At 72.0% G+C, this 25,084-nt stretch carries 25 protein-coding genes; 16 read left to right on the forward strand and 9 right to left on the reverse strand.

The genetic code is table 11. The annotated features are described in order from the left end of the window. Positions 1 to 4: 4 nt before the first annotated feature. The 5 genes from ACFYWG_RS12785 to ACFYWG_RS12805 form a co-directional block, all read right to left on the reverse strand. Positions 5 to 1,345, reverse strand: coding sequence for an LLM class flavin-dependent oxidoreductase (locus ACFYWG_RS12785; RefSeq protein WP_383508634.1), 1,341 nt, complete (start codon positions 1,343 to 1,345; stop codon positions 5 to 7). Beyond that, entirely contained in the window at positions 1,342 to 2,076 is a 735-nt protein-coding gene (locus ACFYWG_RS12790) for an ABC transporter ATP-binding protein (RefSeq protein ID WP_383508631.1), read from the reverse strand. The genes ACFYWG_RS12785 and ACFYWG_RS12790 overlap by 4 nt, the downstream gene beginning before the upstream one ends. After that, positions 2,052 to 2,906 carry an ABC transporter permease gene (locus ACFYWG_RS12795; protein WP_383508628.1) on the reverse strand — a complete coding sequence of 285 codons (855 nt, stop codon included), beginning with the start codon at positions 2,904 to 2,906 and terminating at the stop codon, positions 2,052 to 2,054. The genes ACFYWG_RS12790 and ACFYWG_RS12795 overlap by 25 nt, the downstream gene beginning before the upstream one ends. A gap of 5 nt (positions 2,907 to 2,911) precedes the next feature. Beyond that, positions 2,912 to 3,970 carry an ABC transporter substrate-binding protein gene (locus tag ACFYWG_RS12800; RefSeq protein WP_385420116.1) on the reverse strand — a complete coding sequence of 353 codons (1,059 nt, stop codon included), beginning with the start codon at positions 3,968 to 3,970 and terminating at the stop codon, positions 2,912 to 2,914. A gap of 230 nt (positions 3,971 to 4,200) precedes the next feature. Beyond that, positions 4,201 to 5,400 (reverse strand): ROK family protein, encoded by a 1,200-nt coding sequence (locus ACFYWG_RS12805; protein WP_383508622.1) that lies wholly within the window; start codon positions 5,398 to 5,400, stop codon positions 4,201 to 4,203. Between the two features lie 546 nt (positions 5,401 to 5,946). On the opposite strand from ACFYWG_RS12805, the gene ACFYWG_RS12810 reads away from it, so the two are divergent. Next, entirely contained in the window at positions 5,947 to 6,528 is a 582-nt protein-coding gene (locus ACFYWG_RS12810; RefSeq protein WP_376333771.1) for a biotin transporter BioY, read from the forward strand. 79 nt (positions 6,529 to 6,607) lie between these two features. On the opposite strand, the gene ACFYWG_RS12815 is transcribed toward ACFYWG_RS12810, so the two are convergent. Continuing rightward, positions 6,608 to 7,333 carry an LPXTG cell wall anchor domain-containing protein gene (locus ACFYWG_RS12815; RefSeq protein ID WP_389201140.1) on the reverse strand — a complete coding sequence of 242 codons (726 nt, stop codon included), beginning with the start codon at positions 7,331 to 7,333 and terminating at the stop codon, positions 6,608 to 6,610. A gap of 247 nt (positions 7,334 to 7,580) precedes the next feature. On the opposite strand from ACFYWG_RS12815, the gene ACFYWG_RS12820 reads away from it, so the two are divergent. Beyond that, positions 7,581 to 9,542 (forward strand): serine/threonine-protein kinase, encoded by a 1,962-nt coding sequence (locus tag ACFYWG_RS12820; protein WP_389201142.1) that lies wholly within the window; start codon positions 7,581 to 7,583, stop codon positions 9,540 to 9,542. Positions 9,543 to 9,646: 104 nt separating this feature from the next. Here ACFYWG_RS12820 and ACFYWG_RS12825 read toward each other — a convergent pair whose 3' ends face one another. Then, entirely contained in the window at positions 9,647 to 11,137 is a 1,491-nt protein-coding gene (locus ACFYWG_RS12825; protein ID WP_389201144.1) for an amino acid permease, read from the reverse strand. Positions 11,138 to 11,415: 278 nt separating this feature from the next. Here ACFYWG_RS12825 and ACFYWG_RS12830 point away from each other — a divergent pair, with 278 nt between their 5' ends. Continuing rightward, positions 11,416 to 11,901: a ribose-5-phosphate isomerase gene (locus ACFYWG_RS12830; RefSeq protein WP_383508611.1), complete on the forward strand. Its 486-nt coding sequence runs from the start codon at positions 11,416 to 11,418 to the stop codon at positions 11,899 to 11,901. A gap of 142 nt (positions 11,902 to 12,043) precedes the next feature. Next, the gene (locus tag ACFYWG_RS12835; RefSeq protein WP_389201148.1) at positions 12,044 to 12,853 is read left to right on the forward strand and encodes an Fpg/Nei family DNA glycosylase; all 810 of its coding nucleotides are present in this window, start codon (positions 12,044 to 12,046) and stop codon (positions 12,851 to 12,853) included. A gap of 31 nt (positions 12,854 to 12,884) precedes the next feature. On the opposite strand, the gene ACFYWG_RS12840 is transcribed toward ACFYWG_RS12835, so the two are convergent. After that, positions 12,885 to 14,138: a GNAT family N-acetyltransferase gene (locus tag ACFYWG_RS12840; RefSeq protein WP_389201150.1), complete on the reverse strand. Its 1,254-nt coding sequence runs from the start codon at positions 14,136 to 14,138 to the stop codon at positions 12,885 to 12,887. Between the two features lie 161 nt (positions 14,139 to 14,299). Between ACFYWG_RS12840 and ACFYWG_RS12845 the strand changes: the two genes are divergently transcribed. The 4 genes from ACFYWG_RS12845 to ACFYWG_RS12860 all read left to right on the forward strand — a co-directional run bounded on the left by ACFYWG_RS12845 (position 14,300) and on the right by ACFYWG_RS12860 (position 16,829). Further along, complete coding sequence (locus ACFYWG_RS12845; protein ID WP_376333785.1) at positions 14,300 to 15,478, forward strand: PP2C family protein-serine/threonine phosphatase; 1,179 nt, start codon at positions 14,300 to 14,302, stop codon at positions 15,476 to 15,478. A gap of 179 nt (positions 15,479 to 15,657) precedes the next feature. Further along, positions 15,658 to 15,984 (forward strand): hypothetical protein, encoded by a 327-nt coding sequence (locus ACFYWG_RS12850; RefSeq protein WP_383505708.1) that lies wholly within the window; start codon positions 15,658 to 15,660, stop codon positions 15,982 to 15,984. 83 nt (positions 15,985 to 16,067) lie between these two features. Beyond that, positions 16,068 to 16,382: a pore-forming ESAT-6 family protein gene (locus ACFYWG_RS12855; protein ID WP_376334802.1), complete on the forward strand. Its 315-nt coding sequence runs from the start codon at positions 16,068 to 16,070 to the stop codon at positions 16,380 to 16,382. Between the two features lie 99 nt (positions 16,383 to 16,481). After that, on the forward strand, positions 16,482 to 16,829 hold the full coding sequence (locus ACFYWG_RS12860; protein WP_384322089.1) for a DUF6507 family protein: 348 nt from the start codon (positions 16,482 to 16,484) through the stop codon (positions 16,827 to 16,829). A 139-nt stretch (positions 16,830 to 16,968) separates the two neighbouring features. Here the strand turns inward: ACFYWG_RS12860 and ACFYWG_RS12865 are convergent, their stop codons facing one another. Continuing rightward, positions 16,969 to 17,223, reverse strand: a complete 255-nt coding sequence (locus tag ACFYWG_RS12865; RefSeq protein ID WP_389201154.1) for a hypothetical protein — start codon at positions 17,221 to 17,223, stop codon at positions 16,969 to 16,971. Positions 17,224 to 17,233: 10 nt separating this feature from the next. On the opposite strand from ACFYWG_RS12865, the gene ACFYWG_RS12870 reads away from it, so the two are divergent. From ACFYWG_RS12870 to ACFYWG_RS12905, 8 genes are all read left to right on the forward strand, one after another. After that, positions 17,234 to 19,447, forward strand: coding sequence for a hypothetical protein (locus tag ACFYWG_RS12870; protein WP_389201156.1), 2,214 nt, complete (start codon positions 17,234 to 17,236; stop codon positions 19,445 to 19,447). Beyond that, positions 19,447 to 19,815: a toxin-antitoxin system YwqK family antitoxin gene (locus tag ACFYWG_RS12875; protein WP_385422001.1), complete on the forward strand. Its 369-nt coding sequence runs from the start codon at positions 19,447 to 19,449 to the stop codon at positions 19,813 to 19,815. Before ACFYWG_RS12870 ends, ACFYWG_RS12875 begins: the two co-directional genes overlap by 1 nt. A gap of 114 nt (positions 19,816 to 19,929) precedes the next feature. Next, complete coding sequence (locus ACFYWG_RS12880) at positions 19,930 to 20,475, forward strand: hypothetical protein (RefSeq protein WP_389201159.1); 546 nt, start codon at positions 19,930 to 19,932, stop codon at positions 20,473 to 20,475. A 181-nt stretch (positions 20,476 to 20,656) separates the two neighbouring features. After that, a complete protein-coding gene (locus ACFYWG_RS12885) occupies positions 20,657 to 21,013 on the forward strand; it encodes a hypothetical protein (RefSeq protein WP_389201161.1) in 357 nt (118 codons plus the stop codon). A 95-nt stretch (positions 21,014 to 21,108) separates the two neighbouring features. After that, positions 21,109 to 21,564 (forward strand): HD domain-containing protein, encoded by a 456-nt coding sequence (locus ACFYWG_RS12890; protein WP_376334793.1) that lies wholly within the window; start codon positions 21,109 to 21,111, stop codon positions 21,562 to 21,564. 115 nt (positions 21,565 to 21,679) lie between these two features. Next, positions 21,680 to 21,991 (forward strand): hypothetical protein, encoded by a 312-nt coding sequence (locus tag ACFYWG_RS12895; RefSeq protein WP_383505693.1) that lies wholly within the window; start codon positions 21,680 to 21,682, stop codon positions 21,989 to 21,991. Between the two features lie 76 nt (positions 21,992 to 22,067). Beyond that, positions 22,068 to 23,423, forward strand: coding sequence for a type VII secretion integral membrane protein EccD (gene eccD, locus ACFYWG_RS12900; protein ID WP_389201163.1), 1,356 nt, complete (start codon positions 22,068 to 22,070; stop codon positions 23,421 to 23,423). A 79-nt stretch (positions 23,424 to 23,502) separates the two neighbouring features. After that, positions 23,503 to 25,050 (forward strand): hypothetical protein, encoded by a 1,548-nt coding sequence (locus ACFYWG_RS12905; protein ID WP_389201165.1) that lies wholly within the window; start codon positions 23,503 to 23,505, stop codon positions 25,048 to 25,050. Positions 25,051 to 25,084 lie beyond the last annotated feature (34 nt).

Raw genomic sequence — 25,084 nt, forward strand, 5'->3', positions numbered from 1 at the left:
GTGGTCAGGCGGGTACCGGGGCGAGGACGTGCTGGTTGGCGGGGCGCGGCAGGCCGTAGCGGCCCCGCAGGGTGGTCCGGGCGCCGTACTCGGTGCGCAGCAGCCCGCGGGCGCGCAGGAGGGGCACGACGTGGTCGACGAAGGCCTCCAGGCCGGACGGCAGCACCGCGGGCATGATGTTGAAGCCGTCGGCGGCGCCCGTGGTGAACCACAGCTCGATGGTGTCGGCGACCTGTTCGGGCGTGCCCGCGAAGGTGAGGTGCCCGCGGCCGCCGCCGAGCCGACCGATCAGCTGCCGCACGGTGAGCCGGTCGCGCCGGGCCAGCTCGACGACGAGCGTGTAGCGGCTCTTGGCGCCCTCGATGGCGCTCTCCGGCGGCAGGTCGGCCGGCAGCGGGCCGTCCAGGTGGAGGGTGCCCGGGTCCAGGTGCAGCAGCCGCTCCAGGTGCTGCACGCCGTGCGTGTGCACGATGTGGTCCTCCAGGACCCGCTCGTGCGCCCGCGCCTCGGCCTCGGTCGAGCCGATCACCGGGACGATGCCGGGCAGCACCTTGATGTGCCCGGCGTCCCGGCCGGCCGCGACGGTGCGGGCCTTGAGGTCGGCGTAGAAGGCCCGCGCGTCCTCGATCGTCTGCTGCGCGGTGAACACCGCCTCCGCGTAGCGGGCCGCGAACCGCTTGCCGTCCTCGGAGGAGCCGGCCTGCACCAGCAGCGGGTAACCCTGCGGCGAGCGCGGCACGTTGAGCGCGCCCTCGACGCTGAAGTACCGCCCCTGGTGGCGCGGCGGGTGGATCTTCGCGTCGTCGCCCCACACGCCCGCCGCCTTGTCGGCGACGATCGTGTCGTCCTCCCAGCTGTCCCACAGCTTCAGCGCCACGTCGAGGAACTCCGCGGCCCGCGCGTACCGCTCGGCGTGCGCCGGCTCGGCCTCCAGACCGAAGTTGCGGGCCGCGTCCGCACCGGCGGTGGTGACGATGTTCCAGCCCGCCCGGCCGCCGCTGATGTGGTCGAGCGAGGCGAACTTGCGCGCCAGGTTGTAGGGCGCGTTGTACGACGTGGAGGCCGTGGCGATCAGCCCGATGTGCTCGGTGGCCGTCGCCAGCGCGGTCAGCAGCGTGATCGGCTCCAGCGCCCCCGCGGGCCGCTGCCCCACACTGCTCCACAGCTGCGGGCCGTCGGCGAGGAACAGCGAGTCGAAGGTGCCCCGTTCGGCGATCCGCGCGAGCCGCACGTAGTGGGCCAGGTCCACACTCGCGTACGGGTCGCTCTCCGGCAGCCGCCACGACGCCTCGTGGTGGCCGGTGGTCATCAGGAACGCGTTCAGATGCAGCTGTCCGCGGGTCATCGGTGGTCCTCCGTGACACCGAGCGCGGCCAGCAGCCGCTCCCGGTACTCGCCGAGCAGGGGGTCGCGGTACGACCGCGGGTGCGGGCGGTCGATGGTCAGGTCGAGGCCGATGCGGCCGTCCTCCAGGACGAGCACCCGGTCGGCGAGCACGATCGCCTCGTCCACGTCGTGGGTGACCAGCAGCACCGAGGGCCGGTGGCGCTCCCACAGTTCCCGCAGCAGGCCGTGCATCCGGATCCGGGTCAGGGCGTCCAGCGCGCCGAACGGCTCGTCCGCCAGGAGCAGTTCCGGCTCCTGCACCAGGGAGCGGGCCAGCGCGGCGCGCTGCGCCTCGCCGCCGGACAGCTCGCCCGGCCAGGCCCGCTCGCGGCCCTTCAGCCCCACTTCCTCCAGCGCCGCCCGGCCCCGGCGGCCGGCGTCCTTGCCCTCCGCGCCGAGCAGCACGTTGTCGAGGACCCGCCGCCAGGGCAGCAGCCGGGAGTCCTGGAACACCACCGACACCCGCTCGGGCGCGGTCAGCTGCCCGCTGCCCGTGACGCCGTGGTCCAGTCCGGCGATGGCCCGCAGCAGCGTGCTCTTGCCCGAGCCGCTGTGCCCGAGCAGGGCCGTGAGCTGCCCCGCGGGCAGGTCCAGGTCGATGCCGTCGAGGACCGTGCGCCCCTCGAACGACCTAGTCAGGCCCCGCAGTTGCACGGCCGGGCGGGTCAGCTGCTCAGTGTGCGGCGCCATACCAGCACCCTCCGTTCGATGAGACGGACCGCGCTGTCGGAGATCAGGCCGAAGACGCCGTAGACGACCAGGCCGACGAGGATCACGTCCGTCTGGCCGTAATTTGTCGCCTGGAACATCAGGTAGCCGAGGCCGCTGGTGGCGTTGATCTGCTCCAGCACCACCAGGCCCAGCCAGGAGCCCGTGACGCCCAGCCGCAGCCCCACGAAGAACCCGGGCAGCGCTCCCGGGATCACGACCTGCCGGATGAACCGGTACTTCGACAGCCCCTGCACCTCGGCCAGTTCGACGAAGCGGCTGTCGATGCCGGACAGCGCCGCGTGCGTGTTGAGGTAGATGGGGATGTAGACGACGATCGCGATGATGGCGATCTTGAAGGTCTCGCCGATGCCCAGCCACAGGATGAACAGCGGGATCAGACCGAGGGTGGGGATGGCCCGGTTGAGGTTCACGGTCCCGTCGATCAGCGCCTCGCCGGTGCGGGTCAGCCCCGACACCAGCGCCAGCAGGACCCCGCCGGTCAGGCCGATCGCGAACCCGCTCGCCGCCCGCCGCAGCGAGGTCAGGATGTCGTTCGGCAGCGTGCCCTCGGTCCACAGGCGGGTGCCGGTCTCCAGGACCGTCCAGGGCGCCGGTATCGCCCCGGTGTCGAGCAGCCCCGCGGCCGAGGCGCCGATCCACAGGGCGAGGACGGCGAGCGGCCCGGCGAGCCGGGCGGCGGGCAGCCGCCTGCCCGGGGCCAGCCGCCGGCGCCTGCGCACCTGGTGCGCCTCGTCCACCTCGGCCGGCGGCACGGCGGCGGCCGACGTCGTGTGCGTCGTCGTGGTCATCGCGGTCACCTCCGGTACTCCGCCGGCACGGCCCGGGCCGCCAGGGGCTCGAAGCGGTGGTCGAACAGCTCGGACACGTCGAACTTCTTCACGAACCCGCCCTCGGCGAGCAGATCGGCGGTCTCCTGCTCCCAGCGGATCGCCTCGTCCCAGCGCGGCGGGAACAGCGGCTTGTTGGCCAGCGCCGTCACCGCCTTGGCCTGGGCGGGGGTCAGGTTCTGCGTCCCGACGTAGAACTGCTCGTTCCACTCGTCGGGGTGCTCGTAGGTCCACACCTGGCCCTTCGCCCAGTGCGGGATGTAGGCGGCGACCGCGGCGGCCTTCGCCCGGTCGTTCAGCACCGCCACCGGCGCCCACAGCAGGTTGAGCAGGTCCACCACGTCGGTCCTGATGGTGCGGGCCGACGTGTACTTGCTCAGGTACGCCGGTGCCTGGGTGTTGGCCAGCGGCGCGATGTCCACCTGCCCGGACTGCAGGGCGGTGAGGAACTGGTTGCTGGTCAGCGGCACCAGTTCCACGTCGTCGTACGCCAGCCCGGCCTTCTTCAGCGCCCGCAGCAGGACCACGCCCTGCGCCTGGCCCTGGGAGAAGGCGAGCCGCCTGCCCCGGAAGTCCGCCACCTTCCGTATGTCGCTGCCGGGCTTGGTGGCGAACAGGTAGTTGGGCTTGCGGGTGATGTTGATGGCCACGATCTTCGCGTCGAAGCCCTGGTAGTGCGCCTGGATGGGCGGGATGCCGGCGTTGTTGGCGACGTCCAGGGACTTCGCGCGGAAGGCGTTGATGACGTCGGGACCCGCGCCGATGTTCAGCCAGTTCGACACCGTGAACGGCAGGTCGTCCAACCCGGCCAGCTTCAACTGCAATTCCTGCGCGTTCTGGTACGACGCGATCTTCAGGCTGGTGCCCGCCGGAACCTTGGTGGCCAGCGGGGCGTCGGAGGCCGGCTCACCGGCCGCGGCACTGCCGTCCGCGCAGCCGCTGAGCCCGGCCGCGGCGGCCGTGACGCCGAGCAGCGAGGTGAGGAACAGACGCCGGTCGACACCGGAAACGGGGGGCGAGGACATGGGAGGGCTCCCTGGGTATGAAGGCGGAACAGCACACGCAATTCCGGGCCGGGAAAAATCCGGCCGGGAATTCACGGGAATGTCACAAAGGAAGGAGAAGGCGCTCCGTGAAGGGGCGCCTGGGGCGCGTCAACGGGTCAGCAACAGAGGGTGCGACAGCTCGTGAGCGGGCTCATGAACAGGATGTTCCTGGTCAGCGGCCCGGCCTGTCAACATTCCGAGTTTCTGAATTAAATAGCCTCAGGTGACGCGCCCAGCGGATCCCGGTAGAGAACGTCGAGCGCCACCGCGCCACCCGCGACGGCCGGCACGGAATCCGTGAAACCGATCGGCGACACGGTGTCCGCGCGATCCGGCCCGACTTCCTCACGCAGGGCGGCGAGGCAGTCCTCGCGGTGCATGGCACCGATCTCCGTCACCACCACCCGCTCCGGGTTGAGGACGTCGAGCAGCAGCCCCACCGCGCGCCCGACCCGGCGCGAGCGCTCCCGCAGCAGCGCGGCGGCCACGGTGTCACCGGCGGCGGCCGCTGCGACCACGTGCATCGGGTTCACCCCGTCGACGACCCCTGCCTCGCGGGCCCGCAGGCACAGGGTCCGCTCGCTCAACTCGGCCTGGAGGCAGCCGGTCCGGCCGCAGTCGCAGGGCTCCGAGCCGCCCGGTACCGGCAGATGGGCGATGGCCCCGGCCTGGGAGCGCGGCCCGTGGTGCACCTCGTCGTGGGTCGCGAACGCCGCGTCGACCATGTTGCCCGCGAACAGGTGCAGCACGCTGCGGCTGCCCCGGGCCCGACCGAACAGCCGCTCCGCGTTGAGCAACGCCCGGGCGTGCCCGTCCACATGGACCGGCAGGCCGGTGTGCGCGCCCAGCAGGTCACGTACCGGCACCTCGCGCCAGCCCAGCAGGGGATGCTCGACGACGGTGCCCGAGTCGCGGTCCACCCAGCCGCCCGCCGCGAACCCGAGGCCCAGCGGCCTGCTGCGCCGGGTCCCGGCGAGCAGTGCCGCCAGCCCGTCGGCGGCCCGGGCCAGCACCCGCGCCGCACCGGCCCCGTCGTGCTTCAGCTCGCGCCGGGCCAGTACCCGCCCGCGCAGGTCCAGCAGCGCGACCGTGGTGTGGGGTACCGCGACGTGCACCCCGCCCACCACGAACCGGGAGCCGTCCAGGTCGACCGGCAGGTGGGGCCGCCCCACCCCCTTGGACCGCAGCGGCACGGCGGACTCGCGAATGAGGCCCGACTCGGCCAGCCGGGCGCAGTAGTCGGTCACCGACGCCGGCGACAGTCCGGTCAGCCGGGCGATGGTGCTGCGCGCGACGGGCCCGTGCTCCAGCACGGACCGCAGGACGACGCTGGCGCTGGTGCGGCGCCGGTCGCTGTCGGCGACACGGGGGATGGGGGACGTGAGAAGGGGAGCCGCGGTACGGGGCATGGCAACTTCCTGGGGCCGGTCCGACACTGTGCCGTCTCGATCGGCGGGCCGGAAGAGCCGCCCCGCCTCACTCCGGGCGGCGACAGGTGGCCGTGCCCTGGCGGCGCAGGTCGACGTAGCGACGCTGCGAGAAGTACCGGGCCTGGGCAACCATGGGCGAGACGCTAGCAAAACGCCCCTGCGGCGGACAGAGCGTGCCCGACGGGTGAGACGGGGCCGCTCGCTCCCGGGACGGAGGGGGGCGCGCCATCGGCGGAAACCGCCACTGAAGCGGCGGACACCGCCATCGACGCGGCGGACACCGTCATCGGTGCGGCGCACGCGTGTCTTTGGCGGAAACCTACAGCGGCCCCTCCGGCCGCCGGCGTGCCGCGGGCCACCTGAACTCCGTGACCGGCGTCACGCCGCACCCGGTGTAGCCGCCATCCTTTGTCCGGAGCCGACCACAGCCCGCCGCGTGCCTTTGTCGAGCGCTGACGGTGATCGGCGCGAGGGCGCTGGGATAGCGTCACGATGTCCCACCGGCCCTCACCCCGCGGAGTCCCCATGAGCACCGCCGCCGCCACACCCGCCCGCACCGGACAGGTCCTCGCCGACCTGCTCCCGTCCTCCCGCGTCCGGGACGCGGCCCTCGTGCTCGGCGGCGCCGCGCTCACCGGCCTCGCCGCCCAGCTGTCGGTGCCCGTGCCCGGCTCCCCGGTGCCGGTGACCGGCCAGACGTTCGCCGCGCTGCTCGTCGGCACCTCGCTCGGCGCCGGCCGGGGCCTGCTCGCCCTCGCGCTGTACGCGGTGGCGGGCGTCGCCGGTGTGCCGTGGTTCGCGAGCGGCACGTCCGGGGTCGCCCCCTCCTTCGGCTACATCCTCGGCATGATCCTGGCCGCGACCGTCGTCGGCGCCCTGGCCCGCCGGGGCGCCGACCGCTCGGTGTGGCGCATGGCGGGCACGATGCTCGTCGGCGAGGCGATCATCTACGCCGTCGGCGTGCCCTACCTCGCCCTGTCGACCGGCATGTCCGCCACCGCGGCCGTCGCGGCCGGTCTCACGCCGTTCCTCCTCGGCGACGCGCTGAAGGCGGCCCTGGCCATGGGCGCGCTGCCCACCGCGTGGAAGTTCGCCGGCAAGCGCTGAGTGCCGCGAGACCGTCGAAGAGGCCCGCCGGGGAACACCCCGGCGGGCCTTTCGCGTGCCCGGCGTCACCGCGGCCGGATCAGCCCGACCCGGTGTCCGTGCGCCGGCGTCGCGACCACCACAGACCGGCCGCGCCCGCCGCGCACAGTGCCGCACCGGCCGCCCCCAGGGGCAGCACCGCATCGGCCGGGCCCGTCCGCGGCAGTTCCTCGGCTCCCGGACCCGCCGGCTCGTTGTCCGTGCCGAGCAGCAGGGGAGTGGCGGGGGCGTCGGGCGAGGGGTTGTCGGTGCCGAACGGCACCGGCCCCTGCTGCCAGAACGTCTTCTTCCCGTCGCCCGTCTGCACCGGCAGGCAGATCTTGCCGGTCTTCCCCAGGTCGTACGTCGCCTGGACGGTGTACGACGCCGACTTCCCGGCGGCGAGATTGCCGATCGGGCAGGCGAACCCGCTGTTCGAACCCGCCGGGAGATTCTTTTCGGGTATTGCGGAACATCCCTCGACGTTCTTGACGACAAGCCCGTCGAATCCGACGACCAGCAGCCTGATCCTGCCGCTGTCCTTGCTGCCCCCGTTCTTCACGGTGGCGGTGATCGACGTTTTTTCCGAACCGTTGTCCACCGAGATTTTCTCGGGGAGGAGCGTGGTGAGCTCCACCCCCGCCGGTGCCTTGTCGACCGCCTTTCCCCCCTTGCCGCTCGCGGGCCCCTCGTCCTGTGCCCCGGCGGTTCCTGACAGGACCAGCACCGCCGAGAACGATGCCGCGACCAGTGGCCCCACGACCACGGCCGCACGATAAGAACTCATGTTCGCCCCCCTTGCGTTCCCCCTGCACTGCGCCGGAATTAGCGTCCTGCGCACTGAAATAAGTACCACAAGATTTCTTCCCCTATCCTGGTGCGGCGCGAAGTGTGACCGTTGTGTTTCACTGGAGTCGGTCGCGGCGTCGTGGAGGGGGTGCAGCGAATTGCCGGGGAATGCGAACTGGGGCGGGATTCCAGGGATATTGGTGACGGGGCGCTACCGGTTGGTCGAGAGTATCGGCCAGGGGGGAATGGGGCGCGTGTGGCGAGCCGCCGACGAAATACTCGACCGGCAGGTGGCCGTCAAGGAAATGCGGATCGACGGTCTCGACGCGGAGGACGGCAGCACCCGCCGCGAGCGGACCCTGCGCGAGGCCAGGGCCACGGCCAGGATCGACCATCCCAACGTCGTTCGGATCTACGACGTCGTCGACGAGGGCGAACGGCTCTGGATCGTCATGGAGTTGGTGGCGGGCCGCTCCCTGGAACGGATCCTCGCGGAGGACGGCCCGCTGAGCGTCTGCGAGACGGCCCGGGTCGGCCTGGGTCTGGTGGCGGCGCTGCGGCAGGTGCACGAACGGGGCGTCCTCCACCGGGACATCAAGCCCGGCAACGTGCTGGTCGAGCACGCGTCCGGCGCGTCCGGGCCGGGGCGAGGACAGGAGGACGGCCGTGCCGGCCACCCCCGTTCCCGCTCCCGGCGGATCGTCCTGACGGACTTCGGCATCGCCGCGCTCCAGGACGCGAAGGCGCTCACCATGGTCGGGACGCTGGTGGGCTCCCCCGACTACATGGCCCCCGAGCGCATCTCCGGACGCCCGCAGGGCCCGCCGTCCGACGTCTGGTCCCTCGGCGCGACCCTCTGCGCGGCCCTCGGCGGCCGCTCCCCGTTCGCCCGCGACACCACGCTGGCGACCCTGCACGCGGTCCTCTACGAGGAGCCCCGACTCCCCGCGGGTACGGGCCCCTTGCACGGCATCCTGACGTCCCTCCTGGAGAAGGACCCGACGACCCGGCCGACCCTGGACGACCTCGAAACAGCCCTGGACCCGCTCGCCTTCCCGAACCCGACCCCGACGATCCGGGTACCCGGACGCCCACCCGGCTCCACCCCGCCATCCGGCTCGCAACGCACCCACCCCGGGCCTGCGGCGGGTACGGCCGAGACACCACCGCCACCACGGCCGCCGAGCGGCGCGCTACCGCCGGTGACGCAAGTCCCCGCCGATCGAGACGAGTTCACGGATCGAGGGCCCGATCCCCGAGGAGAGCCAAGGCCCGAGCCCGGAACCGTCTCCGCGTTCCCGTCGGCACAGGAGCCGGTGCGGGGGGAATCATCGCAGGCGCAGGCGCAGGCGCAGGCGCAGGCGCAGGCGCAGGCGCAGGCCGGCCGGACCGCGTCCCTGCGCCGGACAGGCCCCACCCCCGATTCCGTCTCCCTCACCCGGGCCGAGACGGAGACCGGGCTGCGCGCCCACCCGGTTCCGCCGCCCGACCCGGTGCCGCCCGGGCCCGGTGGTGAACCGCCCGGCCCCACCGCCCCGGCCGGTCCCCGCTCCGGCCCGGGCGACGGCAGCCGGACGACGTCCGCCCGTCGCCGTACGCTGCTCGCCGTGACGGCGGCCGCGCTCGCCACCGCCGGTACCGTCGCGGGCGTCCTGATGGCGACCTCCACCGGCTCGCCCGGCGGCGACACACCCCGCGCGGGCTCCTCCGCCTCCGCGGCTCCCGCCACGGACTCCGGCCCCGCCCCCACCGTGGGCGGCACCGCCCGGCCGCAGACCCTGCCACCCGGCGCGCACCGGGAGGCCGGCGGATTCGCCTGGGCGCCGCCCGCGGGTTGGCGGCGGGACGTCAAGACCGGCGCCGAGGTGCACTACACCTCGCCGGACGGCACCCAGGAACTGGTCGGCAAGTCCTCCCTGGCCCGGGGCGATCTGCTGGAGACCTGGCAGACCTCGGAGCGCAACGCCCGGCAGGGCGAGGGGTACCGCAAGATCCGCCTGGAGGAGACGACGTTCCGCGGTCGTCCGGCGGTCGTCTGGGAGTACGCGTTCTCGCTGGGCGGCGTCCACTGGCACGCCCGGCTGCTCGCCTTCACGGTGCGGGCGAAGGCGAAGACCTACCAGGTCAGCACCTGGTACCACGCCGCCGCCGAGCAGGAGGCCCTGCCGGTCTACGAGAAGGTCAGGGACGGCTTCACGGTGCTGTGAGGCGACGCGGCGGACGGAAAGCAAGACGGGCCTGTGCCGCGCGCCGCGAGGCGGCACCGGCACAGGCCCGTCCGTTCACCCGGAACGGCACGCTGCCGTCGGGCTCAGCCGGCCGAGACCTCGTCACGCCGGTCGGCGGGGGCCTCGACCGCGTCGGCGGGCCGGCGGCCGCCCCGCGTCTTCTCCTTGACGAAGGCGATGATCAGCACCACCGCCGCCACCAGCAGCGACAGCGAGATGGTGGTGCGCCCGTCGTGCTCGGTGTCGGTGAGCATGTAGCCCAGGATGAAGACGATCAGCGCGGCCGTCGCCCAGGTCAGGTACGGGTACAGCCACATCTTCACGACGAGCTTCTCCGGCGCCTCGGCCTGGATGATCTTCCGCATGCGCAGCTGGGAGAAGCAGATCACCAGCCACACGAACAGGGCGACCGCACCGCTGGAGTTCACCAGGAACAGGAAGACCGAGTCCGGGAACTTGTAGTTGAAGAACACGGCGACGAAGCCGAACGCGACGGACGCGAGGATCGCGGTGCGCGGCACGCCGTTGGAGGTCGTGCGGGCGAAGGCCTTCGGCGCGTCCCCGCGCTGGCCGAGCGAGAAGGCCATGCGGGAAGCGGTGTACAGGCCGGAGTTGAGGCAGGACAGCACCGACGTCAGCACGATGAAGTTCATGATCTGACCGGCGTGCGGAATGCCGAGGGAGTCGAGCGCCGCGACGTAGGAGCCGTCCTCGGTGATGGACTTGCTGTCCCACGGCAGCAGGGAGACCACGACGAGGATCGAGCCGAGGTAGAAGACGGCGACGCGCCAGATGATGCTGTTGGTGGCCTTGGTGACGGCCTGCTGCGGGTTCTCCGACTCGCCGGCGGCCAGGGTGGCGATCTCGCTGCCCATGAAGGAGAAGACGACGAGCAGCACACCGGTCAGGATGGCCCCGGCCCCGTGCGGCAGGAAGCCGCCGTGTTCGGTGAGGTTGCCGAATCCGGCCTGCTCGCTGTCGACACCCGGCAGCACGCCGAACACGGCCAGTCCGCCGATGACGATGAACGCGGCGATGGCGACGACCTTGATGCCCGCGAACCAGAACTCGAACTCGCCGTAGGAGGCGACGGAGACCAGGTTGGTGGCGGTCAGCACGACCATCACGATCAGGGCCCAGGCCCACTGCGGCACGGCCGGTATCCAGCCCTCCAGGATCACCGCGCCGGCGGTCGCCTCGACCGCGAGCACGACGACCCAGAAGAACCAGTACAGCCAGCCGATGGAGAAGCCGGCCCACGAGCCGAGCGCCCGGTCGGCGTGGGCGGAGAAGGAGCCCGAGGTGGGGTTGGCGGCGGACATCTCGCCGAGCATCCGCATCACCAGCACCACGAGCGTGCCGACGAGGGCGTAGGACAGCAGGATGCCGGGTCCGGCGGTGGCGATACCGGAGCTGGACCCGACGAAGAGGCCGGCGCCGATCACGCCGCCGATGGCGATCATCGACAGGTGCCGGTTCTTCAGCCCGGCCTGGAGCCCGGAACCGTGCGCCCCGGGGTCCCCGGGTCCTACACGGTCCTTCTCGGTCGTCTTCGTCGTCGGCTGCGAGGTCATGGAACGAATTTCCTTTGCGCCGGGGAGTGGTACGTCCGCACCTCACCCGCGCACGCCGTGCGGAAGGGGTGTGCCGCGGCGTGACGGTGGTGCGGGGCTCATACGAGCGGCGTACGAGCCGGTCCAGTGAATCGGAGGCGAACGTATAGGAAAACCTTTGAATCCAGATTGTTACTTGAGGTTTTCCTGAGCTTCCGTAATCCACTTCACATTTGGGCGGGCTTTTCCGACCACCACCCCGCGCGCCTTCCCGCGATCGCCCGTGTCACACTCGTGCCATGCGCGTGTACCTCGGCTCGGACCATGCGGGCTACGAACTCAAGAACCACCTCGTCGAGTGGCTCAAGGCGGCGGGGCACGACCCCGTGGACTGCGGCCCGCACCTCTACGACGCCCAGGACGACTATCCGCCCTTCTGCCTCCGCGCGGCGGAGCGCACGGCCGCCGACCCCGACTCGCTCGGCATCGTCATCGGCGGTTCCGGCAACGGCGAGCAGATCGCGGCGAACAAGGTCAAGGGCGTCCGCGCGGCCCTCGCCTGGAGCGAGGAGACGGCGGCGCTCGGCCGTCAGCACAACAACGCCAACGTCGTGGCCGTCGGCGCCCGCATGCACTCCCAGGACGAGGCGACCACGTTCGTCGAGACGTTCCTCGGCACCCCGTTCTCGGGTGACGAGCGCCACATCCGCCGGATCGACATGCTCGCCGCGTACGAGACCACCGGCGACCTGCCGCCGATCCCGCCGCACCACCCGCAGTCGTAACACCGCACAGCCGGCCGGCGGCCCGGGCGATCGCACCGAGCGATCCCCGGGCCGCCGCGATGTCCGCACGGTCACCCGCGTGCACCGAACGTGACGCCGCCCGTGTCCGGACCGCACAGACCCCCGTCGGAGGACGAACCCCGTGCCGGAAGGCCACACCATTCACCGCCTGGCCCAGGACTACGCCGCGGCCTTCGCCGGCAGCGCGCCCCGGGTCACCAGCCCCCAGGGCAAGTTCGCCTCCGCCGCCGCCCTCCTCACCGGCACCGAACTCACCGGCACGGAAGCCCACGGCAAGCACCTCTTCCTCGGCTTCGCCGGCGCACGGTGGGTGCACATCCACCTCGGCCTCTTCGGCAAGGTCGCCTTCGGCCCCGCCCCCGCGCCGCCCCCCACCGACACCGTCCGCCTGCGCCTGGCGCACGACACGGCCCACGTCGACCTCCGCGGCCCCGCCACCTGCGCCCTGATCACGCCCCCGGAGAAGCAGGCGATACACGACCGCCTCGGCCCCGACCCGCTGCGCGACGGCGCCGACCCCGACGCCGCCTACCGGCGCGTCTCCCGCAGCCGCACGACGATCGCCGCCCTGCTCATGGACCAGAAGGTCATCGCCGGCGTCGGGAACGTCTACCGCGCCGAGGTCCTCTTCCGGCACCGCATCGACCCCTACCGCCCCGGCAAGGACATCACCCCCGCCGAGTGGCACGCGATCTGGGCCGACCTCGTCGCCCTCATGCGCGAGGGCGTCCGCAACAACCGCATCGACACGGTCCGCCCCGAGCACACCCCGCAGGCGATGGGCCGCCCGCCGCGCAAGGACGACCACGGCGGCGAGGTGTACGTCTACCGCCGGGCGAACCTGCCCTGCCACGTGTGCGGCGGCGAGATCCGCACCGCCGACCTCGCCGCCCGCAACCTCTTCTGGTGCCCCACCTGCCAGCGCCCCTGACCGGACCGCAGGCCGGGAGCCCGCAACCGCCTCAGAACCCGTGCGGGAGCCATGGGGCCGGGCCCCCGCTGCCGAACGCCGCCGACGCCTCCGCCAGCGCCCCCTGCCGCACCTCCCGGACCCGCCCCGCCGCGGCCAGCGCCGTCAGCGACACGCCCCCGAGGTACGCGGAGCCCAACTCCCGCACGGACAGGGCGAGCTCGGCCGCATCCGAGGTGCGCTCACAGGACGCCCCCTTCTGGTCCCCGCTGAGCCGCCAGCGCCCGGCGTTCCAGGGGCAGAACGCGTCCTCCACCTCGAACACCACGTCCACCGGCGCCTGGTACGTCCGCGCCCCGAGCGCCGCCCCGACCTCGACCGGCCGCACGTACAGCGAGTCCCGCAGCCGCGTGAGGCACCGCCGCATGTCGGACACCATGTACTGCCAGGCGTCGTCCACCGGACGGCCCCGCACGGTGATCTTCGACGTCAGGTCGATGCCGAACAGGAAGCGCCACAGCGCCGCGTCCGCCGCCGGATCCAGCGCGACCAGGTCCTCCAGGACGACCGTGCCGTTCGGCCCGGCGAGCTCCCACTCCGGTTTGACGCGGTAGCGGGCGTAGCCGACCGCCTCCCCGTCCCGCTCGGCGAGCACGCACTGCAGCGGCGACGCCCCGCCCCGCTCGCTCTCCGGGTCGAGCACCCCGAGCCGCTCCCAGCCCGGCTGCCGCGCCAGCAGCCCGGGCCGCGTGGGCACCAGCCGGGCGTACAGCGCCTCGCACACGTCCAGGACGTCGCCCGGCGCCGCGAAACGGACCCGCACCCCGTCCGTCCCGTCCGGCACCGACAGCCGCACCCGGGTCGTGTCGATCTCGGCGCCCAGATGGAAGGTGGCCGCGCCGTACCCGAACCGGCCGTAGATCGCCGGCTCGGACGCCGTCAGCACGGCCAGCGGCTCACCCCAGGCGCGCACGTCGTCCAGCTGCCGCCGCATCATCGACGTCAGCACCCCGCGCCGGCGGTGCGTGGCCGCGACGCTGACCATCGTGACGCCGGCCGCCCGCACCGGGGCGCCGCCGGGCACGGTGAGCCGGAAGCTGAACGCCCCGGCCGTCCCCACGCACTCGTCACCGTCCCAGACGCCCAGCGAACGGTCGAACTCGGTCAGCGCGTTCCACAACTCCCGTTCCTCGGCGGCCTCCGGCACCCCGCCGAAGCCCCTGAGCAGGGAGTTGTACCACTTGTCCCATTCGTCACGCCGCAGCACCCGGGGGCCGGCCGAAGAGCCGCTCGCATCAGTCGCCATGGGCCATGCCTACCAGGGCAATGCGGGACGAGCGAGGGAATTTCCGCCGGGCGGCGGCGCCCGTGCGCCCGGTGACGTTCACTGTGAAGTCGGCCTCGCAGGGGGGACAAGTAGGACCTCCCGTGCCAAGGGGCTGGTCCGATGGATAGGGTCCCGAACTAATGGCATCAGGACGAGAGCGGCGGTCGGAAGCCGACACGTTCACGGCCCGGTTGAAGAAGCAGTGGCACCGGGCCCGCGTCGGGCTGCGCCGAGCCGCCGTGGACTACTTTCGCGGCGACGGCTCGGACTGGATCGCCCTGGCCGGCCTGCTGCTGACCGTCCCCCTGATCGCGGCGGCCACCCTGGCCAACGCCGTGTGGTTCTCCCCGGCCGCCCTGGTCCTGCCGGTCGTCGTGGGCGGACTGCTGCTGCGCCCGGCCAGCCTGCTCGGCCTGTACGCGGCGGCCGCCACGGCGCTGATCGTGGAGTCGGTGCAACTGGGCCCCTACACCGAGGGCCCCTCCCGGGTCACCCCGGGCACCGTGCTCGTCGTCGCGGCCTGCGGCTTCTTCGGTCTGCTGCTCGCCCAGTTCCGCAGCCGGGTCGGCGTGCCCTGGCGCCGCGGCGGCACCATGCTGTTCGACCTGCGCGAACGGATCCGGGTGCAGAGCAAGCTGCCCGGCCTGCCGAACGGCTGGCACCGCGAGATGGCCCTGCGCCCGGCGGGCGGCCAGTCCTTCTCCGGCGACTTCGTGGTCGCGGCCCGCACCAACGGCGGCCGGACCCTGGAGGTCGTCCTCACCGACGTGTCCGGCAAGGGCATGGACGCGGGCTCGCGCGCCCTGCTGCTGTCCGGCGCGTTCGGCGGCCTCCTCGGCTCCCTCCCGCCGCACGCCTTCCTCCCGGCCGCGAACGGCTACCTGCTCCGCCAGGACTGGGACGAGGGCTTCGCCACCTCCATCCACCTCGTCCTCGACCTGGACTCCGGCGACTACGAGCTGTACTCCGCGGGCCATCCGCCGGGCCTCCAGCTCAGCGCGGGCAGCGGCCGCTGGGAGGAGAAGGCCGCCGAGGGCCCGCTCCTCGGCGTCTACGACGGCGCCCAGTTCGACCCGGTGAAGGGCTCGCTGCGGCCCGGGGACGTCCTGATGCTGTTCACGGACGGCCTGGTGGAGACCTCCGACCGCGACATCGTCGAGGGCATCGACCGCCTCACCGGCGAGGCCGACCGCTATGTCGCCGGCGGCTTCCACGGCGCCGCCTGGCACCTCATCGAGGCGGTCGCCAAGGACGTCAACGACGACCGGGCCCTGCTGCTGATCTGCCGGGAAGGGCCGACGGCGGCGGCGACGCGCTGACGCCCGGCAGCCCCCGCGGACCCGCCGCACGGGTCGGTCATGGTTCTGTGCCACTTCTGTAAGCGACGCGAACCTCGATTGCACGGGCAACCACGGTGTTGGTAGAGATGGTGGAGAGACGTGAGGCCGGCCGGGAGCGGTCGCCGAGGTAGCCCACACGGGGGAGGCGAGTCAGCACGATGAAGTTCGACATGGGTGCGCAGACGCTGTCGTCGTTGCAGCGTGACACGCGTGGTTCGACGGACGATCTGGGGGGTCTGGTCCGGCAGTTGGTGGCGGCGGCGGCGCCGCTGGAGGGGAAGTTCAACGGTACGGGCCGGGTGATGTTCGACCAGTTCAAGGGGCGGGCGGACCGGATCGCGTCGGATCTGAACTCGTCGCTGTCGGCGATTCTCGGCGGTCAGGCGGGAATGGACGGGGCGTTCTCCTCGGGTGACCAGGAGCAGGGCGACAACGCGCGTCAGCAGATGTCCGCGGCGAACTTCGACGCCGCGCGCTTCCGCTGAGCCGCGCGACGGGCCGGCGGAGTCCGGCTCGTCCGATCTGGTCAGTCTTTTCGGTCTGTTGAGCTTTCGGGGAGTGGTGTGTGATGGCAGGCGCGGGTGCGGATCGCCGGTCGTACGACGTGGGTGCGTCGACGGACGCGCAGTCGAACATCCAGACCGTGATCGGGCGGCTGGAGTCGCTGATCGCGGAGCGCGACCGTCAGGTGAAGGCGGCGATGGCGGACTTCACGGCGGACGGTGTGGCGGATGAGTACCACGGCAAGGAGCAGCGGTGGAACAACGCCTCGCAAGAGGTGAAGAACATCATCCACCTGCTGAAGACGACGCTGGAGAAGAACGACGGCACGGCGCAGTCGACCCTCCAGCGGGCGAAGGCGGCCGTCGACAACATCGGCTGAACAGGCCGCTGACGTCGAGTCGTTGAAGTGATGACCGGTTGTGAGTGACGGGGGTTTGCGGTGCCCGGCTGGGATTTGAAGCCTCAGGGTATTTCTCATGTGCTGAAGTCGACAGGTGAAGAGGCGGCGAAGCTGGAGAAGTACGCGACGTCGTTCGGTGAGCATCTGTCGTCGGCGGCGACCAGTGCGGGCACCATCTCCGCCGAGGGCGGCGGCGAGGGCGGCGAGAAGGCCCAAGGCGGTTTGGTGGCCCTCGCGTTGTCGCAGTGGGCGGAGCACGCGACGGAGGACCTGAAGTTCATCGCGGCGCGTGCGGGCAAGTCGCTGCAGGGCGTGGTGGACGCGACCACGGCATACCTGAACGGCGACCAGGAGATGGCCGCCGAGGCGCAGCGCAACACGCTGAAGGCACCGGTGGTGGACCTGCCGGGAGTCGGTAAGCAGTGATCCAGCCGGAGAAGATCCCGCAGTTCACGGGTGATCTGGAGCAGCTGGAGTCCGATTACGCGGCTCTGAAGAAGGACGCGGGTGATGTCCGGGGTGCGGGTGGGGACATCCATTCCCGGTTCCAGGGCCTGTCGGCGTACTACACCGCTCCGGAGGCGGAGCAGCTCTTCGCCACGACGAAGCCGGTGAAGGACAGGGCGGACGGGTTCGCCGACGAGTTGGAGACGGTGTCGGGGGCGTTGTCGTCGTATGCCACCGAGGTGCGTCCGCTGGTGGCGAAGCTGAAGCAGTTGAAGGCGGACGCGGCGGCGTTCGTGTCGTCGGTGAAGGACGACGACGAGTGGGAGTACGACGAGGACAAGGTCGGCGAGCACAACCGGCTGCGGGAGGACATCACCGCGACGGTGGCGGCGTTCTGGGCGGCGGAGCGCACCTGCCACAACAAGATCACCGCCTTGTGGGGCGGGGCGCAGATGGTGGCGGGGGACGGCTCGGAGAAGGACAACCAGTACGGCTTCAACGCGGAGGACTTGAAGAACGCGAAGCTTCCCTGGGGTGACCCGGTGGACGAGCAGCATTACTGGTACGAGGTCGGCCACTGGGTGAAGTCCTTTGTGTGGGACGGGCTGATCGTGGACGGTGTGTGGGGCACGATCAAGGGCCTGGGCACGCTGGTCGGTTTCGGCGGCTGGGAGGCGATGGGCCAGGCGTGGAAGGGTCTGGCGCAGCTCGCGACGGGTCTGGCGCTGTCGTCGATTCCGGGGGTGGCGACGGCGTTCTGGGCGCTGCCGGACGACAAGTTGCCGTCGTGGATCCGTGATTCGCGCACGGCGATGAAGGAGACCGGCAAGGCGCTGGTGGCGTGGGATCAGTGGGGCAAGAATCCTGCGCGGGCTGCGGGTGCGGTCACCTTCAATGTGGTGACGACGGTGTTCACGGGTGGTGCGGGTGCTGCTGCGTCGGGTGCGGGCAAGGCCGGTGCGGTGGCGAAGGCGTTGTCGGTGGCGGGCAAGGCGGGCCGGGTCATCGACCCGATGACCTACATCGCCAAGGGCGCGGGCGCGGGGTTGTCGAAGATCGGCGACATCACCAAGGGCCTGCGCGGAGTGGGCAACATCGACATTCCCGCGCTGCCGGAGAACGCGCTGACGCTGCCGGAGGGCAGTGTGCGGCTTCCGGGCGGCACGGTGCAGCTGCCGGAAGGCGCGGCGATCCCGGACGGTGCGACGCGGCTGCCGGACGGGACGGTGCGCCTGCCGGATGATGTGCCGGTCCTGCCGGAGGGCACGACGCGGCTGCCCACCGAGGACGGCGCCCCGGCCCGCTACTACGACCCGGACGGCAATCTGCTGGACGAGCGCGGCAATGTGCTGCAGCGGTCCGCCGACGGTCCCGGTGACGTCGTGGACCAGCCGGGCTCCCCGGACGCTCCCGCCTCCGGTGCGGACCATCCGCGGGTGGACTCCCCGGACCGGCAGCCGGTCCTGGTCGGTGCGGGCACACACACCGCCGAACAGGCCGGCCGGCACGTGCGCCTGGGCGACAGCCTCGACACCGGCCTGGGGGACGTCGGCCGGACCACGGACAACCCGGCCACCACACCGGCCGTCCACGCCGGAGGCGACATACCGACGATGCATGCCGGTGGTGACGTTCCGTCCGCGGGGGCGGCGGGTGACCACATGCCCGCCGGTCGGTCGACGGACAATCTGCCGGGAGGCCACGCAGACGACCTCGGCCACGGCCCTTCCGCAAGCCACGAAGCGCCGACGGGTTCACACTCCCCGGCAATATCGCACGACGGTCCGACGCCGCCGCACGACGGCCCGGCGCAGCCGCACGACGGCCCGACACCGCCTCACGGTCACGGGGAGGACGGAGGGCATCACACTCCGAGCCTCAGCGGACACGGCGACGACGGTGCACGAACCGATCACGGTGAGCACCCCGCCGAATCCCCGCGTCACGGCGACACCCCGGAAGGCGTACGCGTGGAGGACGACACGCCCCTGCCGCCGCCGGGAGCCGGAGACAAGGACTTCGGCACTGTGCCGGAACACCGTCTCACCGTGGACCCGGAATCCCAGCTGATCACGCACATCGACAATCGTCCGGTCGGCGCCTGGCTGGACGACTTGTCCCGGGAACGGGGGGCCGCCTACCGGGAAGCGAAAGACGCCAAGACCTTCTCGCGCAAGGAGGCCGGTGAGTGCGTGGGGGCCGTCATCGACCTGCGGACGGGGCAGATCTTCGAGGGAATCAACGGACGGTCGAACAACGTCATTCCGGAGGATCAGCTCCACCCGACGCTCGCGGAGCGGTACGGCACCATCGGCGATCCGCCGCCGCACAAGGACCACCCGTTGGGCCACGCCGAGGTCAAAGCCGCGAACCAGTTGCTGTGGGAACGAACGAAGCGCGGCCTGCCGGACGGCCCGGACGTGCTCACCGAGCTTCGCGCATCCGTCGAGTTCCCGTTCATGAAGCACAAGGAGACCGGCCTGCCCGGGCGCCCGGCCCCCTTCTGCGCGAACTGCAACCATATGCTCGAAGGGGTGCCGAGTACCCACGGCCGCTATACGGGCTTCCCGCCGAGTGACGAGAACTGGATCCCCTGATGACAGCAGTGCAGCGCATCGACATCGACGATCCCGCAGTGGACATGGACGACTCGGAGCGGTTGTACTACGAGGGCGAACCGTTCACCGGTGAAGTGACGGAACACTTCGGCGAGGACATCGTCAGCCTCGACACCTATGTCGACGGTTACAAGCACGGGCCGTCCCGTGAGTGGTACACGGACGGAACCCTCCGCTCGGAGGGAACCTTGCGCGAGGGTCTCCCGGTCGGTGAGTTCAAGGAATGGCATGCCAATGGAGTGCTTGCCTCCAGGCAGGTCTTCGCAGACAACGGGATGACCCTCTTGGAGGAATCCACGTGGGACGACCAGGGCCGGCCGACTCGGACGTGGCGCAAGGACACGTGAGTGTCTGCGTACGTGTCGCTGATGCGGGCACCCCGAGAGTGCGCGTCCTGGTTCTGGAACCTTGACGATCACGAGCCGCCCGGACTGCGATCTGCATTGCGCACCGCTTCGAGGATGGCCGCCGTGCTGCGCCAGCATGAATTGCTGGAGCCGCGCCACGTGGAATGGCCGTGGTTCATCCCCGGAACGGGCGGGGCCCCAGCGGTGACGCGGTTGTCGCTCACTGGTCCGATCGATGACGAACTGGTATTTCAACGCGTTCAAGCGATGCGTCCCGTGGGATTCCCGGAAGCAGTTGAAGGGGATCTGCTCGTGGCGGGTCCGGGTGTATGGCTCGACGAACACGGGACGCCGCACGGCGAGTACAGGCTCGTGGAACTGACTGTTTCTCCGGAGCACCTGGGCTTGTCGGCCGAGATCTCTGTCTTCCACGACATCTGGGGCCCGTTCGACTTCCGTGGTGAGCCGCACCCGGAAGTGCATCAGCGGAACGCCCCACGTCTTGCCGCAGCCCTGAGAGACCTTGAAGCCCTGCTGGGTGTACCTCCTGAGCCCGGCGAGGCGACCACCTTCGGGAAGGCTGTGGGATACGGGGTCGACGAACCAGTCGTCATGGACGGACGCGGCCCGGACCTTACAGACCAGCTCCGAACGTCCTGACCCTCCGTCACAGCGGCGAGTGGGCGACAGAACTCATCGTCGAGACGCTTGATGAGGATGGACACATGAGCAGTGAGCAACCGGGGCCCTCGCGCTTCTCCCCCCGGCCGACCTTCCCGAGCCGGCCGAACGTCCGGATCCCGCCCTCCTCATGTGCAGGTTCTGCGGAGGTTCTCCCGCCGTGGACGTCGCCTTCCGGGCCCACCGGGGTCTCGTCCTGCTCCTCGGCTTCCGCAGGACCGACGGCCCGATGTGCCTGACGTGCGGGCTGGCGGTCCACCGGGCGCTGACCGCCCACACCCTCGCCTGGGGGTGGTGGAGCCCGCTGTCCCTCTTCGTCTTCGCGCCGCTCACGCTGGTCCGCAACGTCCTGGCCGTTCGGAAGGTCAAGCGGCTCCCCGCGCCGGGGCCGGGCACGCTCGGGCCCCGCTACGACCCGGGGGTGCCGGTGCGCCGCAGGCCGCGTGCCTACCTCGCCCTGATCCCTGTACTGGGGGTGCTGTTCATGGTCGTGACGGGACTGTCCCGAGGGATGTGAACGCGCCGGGGGGACCAGGCAGGACGGGTGCACCCCGGTTGTACTCCTGGCGCGTTCATGTCTTATGTTGCGGAGGCGTAGCAAGGGGGGTCGGCATGCCGCAGACAATGAGTCTCGCCGAGGTCGAGACCGTCGCTCGCGCCGCGCACGCCGGGCAGACCGACAAGGCCGGTCGCCCGTACGCCGAGCACCTTGCGGCCGTCGCCGCGGGGGTGCGCGCACGCGGCGGGGACGACCAACTGGTCGCCGCGGCCTGGCTGCACGACGCGCTGGAGGACGGCGTCCTCAGCGAGGACTGGCTCGACGCGGCGGCGCTCACGCAGCACACCAAGGACGTCGTACGGGCCATGACCAAGCGGCCGGGGGAGGAGCCGGAGGCGTACGCGAGCCGCATCCTGGCCACACCCGGCGCCCGGCTGGTGAAGACGGCCGACCTCGCGCACAACGCGGACCCCGCCCGCCTCGCCGTCCTCGACCCGGCCACCGCCCGGCGGCTCACCCGGAAGTACGCCGACATGCGCGCGCACCTCGGCCTCGGACCGGACGACTGACCGCCCGGCACGCACAGCACGCACCGCACGGCCCCCGCGCGCACGCACAGCACGCACCGGCACGGCACGGCACGCACCCACCACAGGACGCATCGACGAGGCACAGGACGACTGAATGGCACGGGACTACGACAGCCAGCTGCTGGAGTCGGTGGCGGTGCGCCGGCGCCGGATGCGCGACGCGCTGCTCTTCGGCGCCCAGCGCTCCCGGCGGACGGCCGACGAACGGTTCGGCAAACTCTTCGCGGGCATCGCGATCGCGGCCGTCCTGTGCGCCGGCTGCATCGGCTGGTCCTTCCTCCAGGCCACGCTGGCCAAGCAGAAGGCGGAGGAGAAGAAGCAGCGGCAGCAGCAGGAGCAGATGTACGACCCGACGCCCTCCGCCTCCGCGAGCGGCGCCGGCGGCAAGAGTACGGAGAAGCAGTGAACGGGCTGTGTGCGGCCGGCGCGATGCGGGCGGGACGCGGCCGGGCCAGAAACGACGCGATGATAGGTTCCGGTGAGTGGTGAGCGCAGCGACGACGTCCCGGACCCAGTTGAGCCGGGTCACCCTGATCGGCGAGCGGCGACGAGCCGACCTCGTCCTGCCGTCGGACACCCCGATCGGCCAACTGCTCCCCGACATACTCCAGTTGCTGGACGACCGTGCGGCCGCCAGGCCCACGACCCGGCAGTTGATCACCTCCGACGGCTCGGCGCTGCCCCATGACGCGACGCTGTCGTCGACCGGGGTGCCCGACGGCGCGGTGCTCCGGCTGGTCCGTGCCCACGCCGCGCCCCCGGCGCCGGTCGTGCACGACGTCACCGACCAGGTCGCGGACGACCTGGACCTGCGGACCTGGCGCTGGCGTCCGGCGGCCCGCCGGGTGAGCGCCGGTGTGGCCACCGTGGTGTTCACCGTCGCCGCCGCCGTGCTGGCCCGCCAGGAGTTCTCCCTGGAGTCCGTCACGACGGCACTCGCCGTCGTCACCGTCCTGTTCCTGCTCGCCGGCGCGGCCACCGCGAAGATCGGCAGGGGCAACCAGGGCCTGGCGACCGCGCTGCTGCTGGCCTCCGGCGGGCTCGGCCTGCTCACGGCGTGGACGGCCGCCGACGCGTACGGCTGGGGCGGGACGGCTCGGCTGGCCGGGATCACCGCCGCACTGGTGGTCACCCTCGTGCTGCTGGCCTACTGCTCCCCGCTGGGCAGGGGCGGGCTCATCGGGGCCGGGGCGGTCGTCACGGTCACCCTGGTGTGGGAGGCCGTCGCCCTCCTGCAGGACCGGGTGGACCGGATCGGCGCCGTGATGGCCGTGTTCTCCATCGTCCTGCTCGGGCTGCTGCCGCGGTTCGCGCTGATGGCCTCCGGGCTCACGGCGCTCGACGACAAGCGCTCCACCGGCACGTCGGTGAGCCGGCACCAGGTCGGCAACGCCCTGGCCGCCACCCACCGCGGGCTCGCCCTCGCCACCGTCGTCACCGCGGCGTCGGCCGCCGCCGGCGGCTGGATGCTGACCACCGCGAAGGAGCCGACGGTCTGGACGGTGGCCCTCGCCTCCGTCGTGGCCGTGGTGCTGCTCTCCCGCGCGCGGGCCTTCCCGCTGGTCGCCGAGGTCGTGGCGCTGTTCGCCGCGGCGGCGGCGCTCGTCGTCCGGCTCGCGGTGCTGTGGCTGGACCACGCGGGGGGTGTCGGCGCCCTGGTGCTGCTGGGCGCCGCGGCGCTGCTGCCGCTGCTGGTCCTCGGCGTCGAACCGCCCGACCACGTCCGGGTGCGGCTGCGCAGGAGCGCCGACCTGGTCGAGTCCCTCGGCGTGATCGCGCTGTTCCCGCTCGCCATCGGGGCGTTCGGCATCTACGGGCAGTTGCTCGACAAGTTCTGAGGCTTCGAGGACCAGGCGCCCGCCTTCCGCCGCTTCCGCGGTGCGACAGGGCAGGGGCGCGGCAGGAGAGAAGGGCGACATGCCGAGCGGCGACAACTGGCAGAACGACGTGCTGCGCGACCTGAGGGGCGGCACGCCCCGGCAGCGTGCCGCGGAACCGGACGAGCAGCCGCAGCAGGCGGCGGCACCGCAGGAGCCGTCCGGCCCCCGACAGGCGTCCGCCCCGCAGCAGGCGTCCCGGCCCGAGCCGTCCGCACAGCCGCAGGCGGCGGCACCGCACCCGCAGCCGTTCCCGCAGTCGCCTTCTCCACAGCCACAGCCACAGCCACAGCCGCAGCCGCAGGCCGCCCAGCAGGCCGGACCGGGCCCGCAGCCCCAGGGACAGCCCCCCGCCTACGGCTACCCCCAGCAGCTCCAGCAGCCCGCACCGGCCGGTCAGCAGTACCCGCAGCACCCGCAGCAGCCCCAGCCGTACGCCGGTCAGTACGCCGCCCCGCAGCACGCCCACCCCGGGCAGCCGCACCAGCCGTACCCGGACCAGGCCCACGCCCAGCAGGCCCACGCCCAGCAGGCACAGCCCCAGCAGGCCCAGCAGCAGGCGCCCCACGCGGCTCCGCAGCAGGTGGCGGCCGGGCAGCGGCGTCAGGAGCGGCCGGTGCCGTACGCCGAGCAGGCCCCCGCCCCCCGGGCCCGTTCCTCCCGTACCGCCCCCGACAGCCGGCCGGTGGTCGACAAGAAGCTGCTGGGCGCGGGCAAGGGCCCCCGGCGCGGTGAGTCGTTCGGGGCCCGTGCCGTGCGCGCGGTTCGCCGTACCCTCGCCTCCTCGGCGTCCCGGGAGGTCGCCGAGACCACCGCGACCGCCGAGACGCTGCAGCAGCCCGTCACCACCGGCCGCCAGATAGCGGTGACCAGCATCCGCGGCGGCTCCGGCAAGACGACCGTCGCCGCGCTCCTGGCCACCACGTACGCCCACTACCGCCAGGACCCCGTCCTGGTCGTCGAGGCCGACCCGGCGCTCGGCTCGCTGCCGCTGCGGCTCGGCGCGGAGAACCTGCGCTGGACCACCGGCGACCTCGCCGACGTCCTCGAACCGCAGATGACGCTGCTGGACATCACCGGGTATCTGGTCCAACTGCCCGACAACGCCTGGCTGCTGCCCGGAAGCCAGGGCCAGGTCGGCGCGATGCTCGACACCAAGGGCTACGAGCGGATCATGGTGTCGATGCGCCGCTACTTCGGCGTGACCGTCGCCGACTGCGAGACGCTGCCCGCCGAGGTCGCCCGGACCGCCCTGTCCGCCGCCCAGGCCCGGATCCTGACGGTGCCGGCGACGCTGGAGGGGATCGCCAGCACGCACGCGGTCCTGGAGTGGATGCGCGGCCTGCCCCGGGACATCACCACCTCCACCGTCGTCGTCCTCACCGAGACCGCGCCGCACACCGGCGTCGACCTCGCCAAGGCGGCCGAGCAGCTGAAGGCGACGGGGGCGAGCGTGTGCGTCCTGCCCTACGACCGGCACCTGGCGGCGGGCGGCACCATCCGCACCGAACTGCTGGCACGCGGCACCCGGCAGGCCGCCGCCCGCCTGGCGGCCCAGGCCTTCTCGCTCTCCCACAGGCGCCGCTGAACCCGCCCTGCAGAAGGGAACCGAAGGACTCACA

Source organism: Streptomyces sp. NPDC003456, assembly GCF_042878735.1.
Classification (GTDB): domain Bacteria; phylum Actinomycetota; class Actinomycetes; order Streptomycetales; family Streptomycetaceae; genus Streptomyces.

Coding starts and splice junctions, on each gene's coding strand:
- ACFYWG_RS12785 (WP_383508634.1), bottom strand. CDS start 1,345: ATGACCCGCGGACAGCTGCATCTGAACGCGTTCCTGATGACCACCGGC.
- ACFYWG_RS12790 (WP_383508631.1), bottom strand. CDS start 2,076: ATGGCGCCGCACACTGAGCAGCTGACCCGCCCGGCCGTGCAACTGCGG.
- ACFYWG_RS12795 (WP_383508628.1), bottom strand. CDS start 2,906: ATGACCACGACGACGCACACGACGTCGGCCGCCGCCGTGCCGCCGGCC.
- ACFYWG_RS12800 (WP_385420116.1), bottom strand. CDS start 3,970: ATGTCCTCGCCCCCCGTTTCCGGTGTCGACCGGCGTCTGTTCCTCACC.
- ACFYWG_RS12805 (WP_383508622.1), bottom strand. CDS start 5,400: ATGCCCCGTACCGCGGCTCCCCTTCTCACGTCCCCCATCCCCCGTGTC.
- ACFYWG_RS12810 (WP_376333771.1), top strand. CDS start 5,947: ATGAGCACCGCCGCCGCCACACCCGCCCGCACCGGACAGGTCCTCGCC.
- ACFYWG_RS12815 (WP_389201140.1), bottom strand. CDS start 7,333: ATGAGTTCTTATCGTGCGGCCGTGGTCGTGGGGCCACTGGTCGCGGCA.
- ACFYWG_RS12820 (WP_389201142.1), top strand. CDS start 7,581: ATGGGGCGCGTGTGGCGAGCCGCCGACGAAATACTCGACCGGCAGGTG.
- ACFYWG_RS12825 (WP_389201144.1), bottom strand. CDS start 11,137: ATGACCTCGCAGCCGACGACGAAGACGACCGAGAAGGACCGTGTAGGA.
- ACFYWG_RS12830 (WP_383508611.1), top strand. CDS start 11,416: ATGCGCGTGTACCTCGGCTCGGACCATGCGGGCTACGAACTCAAGAAC.
- ACFYWG_RS12840 (WP_389201150.1), bottom strand. CDS start 14,138: ATGGCGACTGATGCGAGCGGCTCTTCGGCCGGCCCCCGGGTGCTGCGG.
- ACFYWG_RS12845 (WP_376333785.1), top strand. CDS start 14,300: ATGGCATCAGGACGAGAGCGGCGGTCGGAAGCCGACACGTTCACGGCC.
- ACFYWG_RS12850 (WP_383505708.1), top strand. CDS start 15,658: ATGAAGTTCGACATGGGTGCGCAGACGCTGTCGTCGTTGCAGCGTGAC.
- ACFYWG_RS12855 (WP_376334802.1), top strand. CDS start 16,068: ATGGCAGGCGCGGGTGCGGATCGCCGGTCGTACGACGTGGGTGCGTCG.
- ACFYWG_RS12865 (WP_389201154.1), bottom strand. CDS start 17,223: ATGTCCTCCCGCAGCCGGTTGTGCTCGCCGACCTTGTCCTCGTCGTAC.
- ACFYWG_RS12875 (WP_385422001.1), top strand. CDS start 19,447: ATGACAGCAGTGCAGCGCATCGACATCGACGATCCCGCAGTGGACATG.
- ACFYWG_RS12880 (WP_389201159.1), top strand. CDS start 19,930: ATGGCCGCCGTGCTGCGCCAGCATGAATTGCTGGAGCCGCGCCACGTG.
- ACFYWG_RS12890 (WP_376334793.1), top strand. CDS start 21,109: ATGCCGCAGACAATGAGTCTCGCCGAGGTCGAGACCGTCGCTCGCGCC.
- ACFYWG_RS12895 (WP_383505693.1), top strand. CDS start 21,680: ATGGCACGGGACTACGACAGCCAGCTGCTGGAGTCGGTGGCGGTGCGC.
- ACFYWG_RS12905 (WP_389201165.1), top strand. CDS start 23,503: ATGCCGAGCGGCGACAACTGGCAGAACGACGTGCTGCGCGACCTGAGG.